General features: G+C 72.0%; 4 protein-coding genes. 2 read left to right on the forward strand and 2 right to left on the reverse strand.

From position 1 onward, the window contains the following. The coding region (gene pepN, locus RIN80_RS26155) for an aminopeptidase N (RefSeq protein WP_309098110.1) at positions 1-2,582 on the reverse strand (2,582 nt) is incomplete at its 3' end. A 171-nt stretch (positions 2,583-2,753) separates the two neighbouring features. Between pepN and RIN80_RS26160 the strand changes: the two genes are divergently transcribed. Further along, positions 2,754-3,233, forward strand: a complete 480-nt coding sequence (locus RIN80_RS26160; protein ID WP_309098111.1) for a DUF1203 domain-containing protein — start codon at positions 2,754-2,756, stop codon at positions 3,231-3,233. An 81-nt stretch (positions 3,234-3,314) separates the two neighbouring features. Here the strand turns inward: RIN80_RS26160 and RIN80_RS26165 are convergent, their stop codons facing one another. Further along, on the reverse strand, positions 3,315-4,334 hold the full coding sequence (locus tag RIN80_RS26165) for an aspartate-semialdehyde dehydrogenase (protein ID WP_309098112.1): 1,020 nt from the start codon (positions 4,332-4,334) through the stop codon (positions 3,315-3,317). A gap of 347 nt (positions 4,335-4,681) precedes the next feature. Between RIN80_RS26165 and RIN80_RS26170 the strand changes: the two genes are divergently transcribed. Then, on the forward strand, positions 4,682-5,230 hold the full coding sequence (locus tag RIN80_RS26170) for a sigma-70 family RNA polymerase sigma factor (RefSeq protein WP_309098113.1): 549 nt from the start codon (positions 4,682-4,684) through the stop codon (positions 5,228-5,230). Positions 5,231-5,237: the final 7 nt, after the last annotated feature.

A 5,237-nucleotide genomic window follows, 5' to 3' on the forward strand; every position in this document is an offset into this window, starting at 1 on the left:
TACTGCCCGGCCGCCGCCGCGTCCGCGCGCTGGGCGCGCAGGGCGCGTTCGACGCCCGCGCGGGACTCCGAGACCAGGCGGCGCAGGGCCGCGTTCGGTTCGGCGGAGCTCAGCCACGCGTCCGTCCTGTCCAGGGTCTCCTGGGAGACCTGCACGGTCGGGTACAGGCCGATCGCGATCTGCTGGGCCATCTCGTGGGAGCGGGACTCCCAGATGTCCTTGACCACCTCGAAGTACCGGTCCGCGTACGGGGCGAGCAGCTCACGCTGGTCGGTCTGGACGAAGCCGCCGATGACCGCCTCCTGCACGGCGTTCGGCAGCTTGTCGGAGTCGATGACCGACGCCCACGCCTCCGCCTTCGCCTCCGGGGTCGGCCGGGCGGCCCGGGCCGTGGCGGCGTGCCGCTCACCGGCCGCCGTACGGTCGCGCTCGTACTCGGCCGCGATCTCCGTCTCGTCGAACCGGCCGACCGCGGCCAGCCGCTGCACGAACGCCCAGCGCAGCTCCGTGTCGACGACCAGGCCCTCGATGGTCTGCGAGCCGTCCAGCAGCGCGTCCAGCAGGTCCAGCTGCTCGGGCGTGCGGGCCGTCGCGGCGAACGCGCGCGCCCACGCCAGCTGGTGGTCGCTGCCGGGCGCGGCCGACCGCAGGTGGGCCAGCGTCGCGTCCGTCCAGCGGGCCAGCAGCGTCTCGCGGGCGGCCGGGTCGGCGTACAGGTCGATGGCCAGCTTCACCTGGCGCTGGAGCGACTGCACGACACCGATGTCGGACTCCTTGCCGATGCCGGACAGCACCAGGGACAGGTAGTCGCGGGCCGCCAGCTGGGCGTCGCGGGTCATGTCCCAGGCCGACGCCCAGCACAGGGCGCGCGGCAGGGAGGACTCGAAGTCGCCCAGGTGCTCGGTGACCACGGCCAGGGACCGCTCGTCCAGGCGGACCTTCGCGTACGACAGGTCGTCGTCGTTGAGCAGGATCACGGCCGGGCGGCGACGGCCGACCAGCTGCGGCACGGCGGTCAGTTCACCGTCGACGTCCAGCTCGATGCGCTCCTCGCGGACCAGCTTGCCGCTGTCGTCGTCCAGCTCGTACAGGCCCACGGCGATCCGGTGCGGGCGCAGCGTCGGCTCGCCCTTGGCGCCGGACGGCAGCGCCGGGGCCTCCTGGCGGACGGCGAACGAGGTGATCACGCCGTCGGCGTCCGTCTCGATCTCCGGGCGCAGGACGTTGATGCCGGCCGTCTCCAGCCACTTCTTCGACCAGGTCTTCAGATCGCGGCCGGAGGTCTCCTCCAGCGCCCCCAGCAGGTCCGACAGACGCGTGTTGCCGAAGGCGTGCGCCTTGAAGTACGCCTGCACGCCCCGGAAGAACTCGTCCTCACCCACGTAGGCGACGAGCTGCTTCAGCACGGAGGCGCCCTTGGCGTACGTGATGCCGTCGAAGTTGACGAGCACGTCGTCCAGGTCGCGGATGTCCGCCATGATCGGGTGCGTCGAGGGCAGCTGGTCCTGCCGGTACGCCCAGGTCTTCATGGAGTTGGCGAACGTCGTCCACGAGTGCGGCCAGCGCGAGCCGGGCGCGGCGGCCTGGCAGGCGATGGAGGTGTAGGTGGCGAACGACTCGTTCAGCCACAGGTCGTTCCACCACTCCATGGTCACGAGGTCGCCGAACCACATGTGGGCCAGCTCGTGCAGGATGGTCTCCGCGCGCGTCTCGTACGCCGCGTCCGTGACCTTCGAGCGGAACACGTACTGGTCGCGGATGGTCACCGCGCCCGCGTTCTCCATCGCGCCCGCGTTGAACTCCGGCACGAACAGCTGGTCGTACTTCTCGAACGGGTACGCGTAGTCGAACTTCTCCTGGAACCACTCGAAGCCCTGCCGGGTCACCTCGAAGATGGCGTCCGAGTCGAGGTACTCGGCGAGCGAGGGGCGGCAGTAGATGCCGAGCGGGACGGACTGGCCGTCCTTCTCGTACACGCTGTGCACCGAGTGGTACGGGCCGGCGATCAGCGCCGTGATGTACGTCGAGATGCGCGGCGTCGGCTCGAAGACCCAGACGTTGTCCTGCGGCTCGGGCGTCGGCGAGTTGGAGACGACGGTCCAGCCCTCCGGCGCCTTCACGGTGAACTGGAAGGTCGCCTTGAGGTCGGGCTGCTCGAAGCTCGCGAACACCCGGCGGGCGTCCGGCACCTCGAACTGGGTGTAGAGATAGGCCTGGTCGTCGACCGGGTCGACGAAACGGTGCAGGCCCTCACCGGTGTTGGTGTAGGCGCAGTCGGCGACCACCCGGAGGATGTTGCGGCCCCGGAGCAGGCCGGGCAGGGCGATCCGGGAGTCCGCGAAGACCTCGGCGGGGTCGAGCGAGTCCCCGTTCAGCGTCACCTCGTGCACGGCCGGAGCGACCAGGTCGATGAACGACTCGGCGCCGTTGTCGGCGTCGACGTCGAAGCGCACCGTGGTCACGGACCGGTAGGTGCCGCCCTCCTGCGCGCCGGAGAGGTCGAGTTCGATCTCGTACGAGTCAACGGCGAGCAGCTGCGCCCGCTGCTGCGCCTCTTCGCGGGTCAGGTTTGTGCCAGGCACGCGGTCATCTCCTCGTTATGGGTGGGTTGCGTCATCTTTCCACGGCGGCTCGGCGTCGGGCGACGACCGGGGCCATCGGTAGGGATACCCCTCGGGCGGCGGCCGGCCCCGGCAGACGCGACGTCCGGAAACCGCCGGTGTCCTTGCCCCGCGCGCCCGAGCCTGGGAACCATGACGACGACGTACACCGCACGCCCCATCGACCCCCTGGCCCTGAAGGAACTGCGCACGGCCGACGACGCGGGCCGGCCCACCGCCGGGTTCACCGACCCGGAGGGCGGCGCCCCGCTCCGCTGCTGCCTGCGCCGCAGCGCGCCCGGCGAACGCATCGCCCTGGTCTCCTACGCGCCGCTGCGCCGCTGGGCGTCCGCGACCGGGGCGGATCCGGGGCCGTACGACGAGCAGGGCCCGGTCTTCCTCCACGCCGAGCCCTGCGAGGGGTACCTCGGTGAAGCCCTGCCCTTCACGAACAGCCACCGCACGGTCCGCCGCTACTCCGCCGACGGGCGCATCCTGGGCGGACGGCTGGTCGAGGAGCCCGCCGCGTTCCGGCAGGCCTTCGACGAGGCCTTCGCGGACCCGGCCGTGGCGCTCGTGCACGTCCGGGCGGTGGAGTACGGCTGCTTCCTGTACGAGGTGCGCCGGCCCTGACGGGGCGGGCCCCGGACAGCGCTCGGGGCGGTCACTCCCGGCTGGAGGTGACCGCCCCGCTGCGCGTGTGGCGCCGTCGCCCTACCGGGCGGACAGCTCCTGGGCCACCAGCTCCGCGATCTGCACGGCGTTCAGCGCCGCGCCCTTGCGGAGGTTGTCGTTGGAGACGAAGAAGGACAGGCCGTGCTCCACCGTCTCGTCGCCGCGGATGCGGCCGACGTAGGACGGGTCCTTGCCGGCGGCCTGCAGCGGGGTGGGGATGTCGGAGAGCTCGACGCCGGGGGCGTGCTTCAGCAGCTCCGTCGCGCGCTCGGGGGTGATCGGGCGGGCGAAGCGGGCGTTGACCTGGAGGGAGTGGCCGGAGAAGACCGGGACGCGCACGCAGGTGCCGGAGACCTTCAGGTCGGGGATCTCCAGGATCTTGCGGGACTCGTTGCGGAGCTTCTGCTCCTCGTCGGTCTCGTTCAGGCCGTCGTCGACGATCGAACCGGCCAGCGGCAGCACGTTGAACGCGATGGGGCGCTTGTAGACGCCGGGCTCCGGGAAGTCGACCGCCTCACCGTCGTGGGTGAGCTTGTCGGCGTCGGCGGCGACCTTCTGCACCTGGCCGTGCAGCTCGGCGACGCCCGCGAGACCGGAACCGGAGACCGCCTGGTACGTGGCGACGACCAGGGCCTGAAGGCCCGCCTCGGCGTGCAGCGGACGCAGGACCGGCATCGCGGCCATCGTCGTGCAGTTCGGGTTGGCGATGATGCCCTTGGGGCGGTTCGCGATCGCGTGCGGGTTCACCTCGGAGACGACCAGCGGGACCTCGGGGTCCTTGCGCCACGCGGAGGAGTTGTCGATCACGACGGCGCCCTGGGAGGCGACCTTCTCGGCCAGCGCCCGGGACGTGGCACCGCCCGCGGAGAACAGCACGATGTCCAGGCCGGTGTAGTCGGCGGTCGCCGCGTCCTCCACCGTCACGCCGTCCAGCTCCGTGCCCGCCGAGCGGGCCGAGGCGAACAGGCGCAGCTCGGTGACCGGGAAGTTCCGCTCCGTGAGGATCCTGCGCATGACCGTGCCCACCTGTCCGGTGGCTCCGACGATTCCGACCCTCACGGTGACTCCCTCTCCTGCGTCTCTTCACGTGCTCGTTGCTTGGCCGAGGCTTTTCCATCATGCGGCCGACCACGCCCCGTCTGTCCACTTCTTTGCCCGGTCTGCCCGGGGAGTGGGACGGGCCGTCCCGCCCGATGGTTGCGGACCTGCGGTGTCGACCCCGCTGAACTGCAGGAATTCATCCCGCGGGGGGCGTGCGCCGCAAGCTCGCCTGCCCATGCCGGTTCCGGCCACACGGGAGTGTGACGTATGCCTCGGTGGCCCCGCCGGAAGACGGCGTGAACACGGCCGAACGTTCCGGGCCGTGCCGGCGTCGTAGGACAGACACGGTGAGGGGGTGGCTTGTGCTGCTGCGCGGAAGGGACCGGAGCGGCCGGGAGGGGCACGCCGGGGACGATCCGCCGGGCGAGGCCGATCCGCTGGACGCGGCGCAGGAACGCCGGGTGCGGGCGGTGCTCGCGCTCGGGGGAGTGCCGCAGGCGGACCTGCCGGACGGGGTGCAGCAGGTCCGCCTGCGGCTGCTGGAGCGGGCGGCCAGTGGCCGGGAGGCGCCGCGGGACGTCTCGGCGTGGGCGGCGGTCGTCGCCTCCAACCTGGCCATGGACTGGCACCGGGCCAAGCGCCGCCAGGAGCGCCTCGGGGAGCGGCTGGCCGCCCTGCGCCAGCCGGCCCACCCCTCCGGCGAGGACACCAGCGTGCTGTCCGTCGCGGTCGCCCAGGGCCTGGACGAGCTGCCGGCCGCCCAGCGGCAGGTCGTCGTCCTGCGCTTCTACGCCGACCTGCCGGTCCGCTCCATCGCCGAGCAGCTCGGCGTCCCGGAGGGCACGGTCAAGAGCCGGCTGCACACGGCGGTACGGGCCCTGCGCGCCCGCCTGCACGAGGACGAGGTGGTGTGAGGTGTCC

The sequence above is a fragment of the Streptomyces sp. genome, assembly GCF_031181705.1.
In the GTDB taxonomy this organism is placed as follows: Bacteria; Actinomycetota; Actinomycetes; order Streptomycetales; family Streptomycetaceae; genus Streptomyces.

What these genes read in the sequence shown, in the direction of transcription:
- RIN80_RS26160 (WP_309098111.1), top strand. Translation starts at nt 2,754, where the DNA reads ATGACGACGACGTACACCGCACGCCCCATCGACCCCCTGGCCCTGAAG.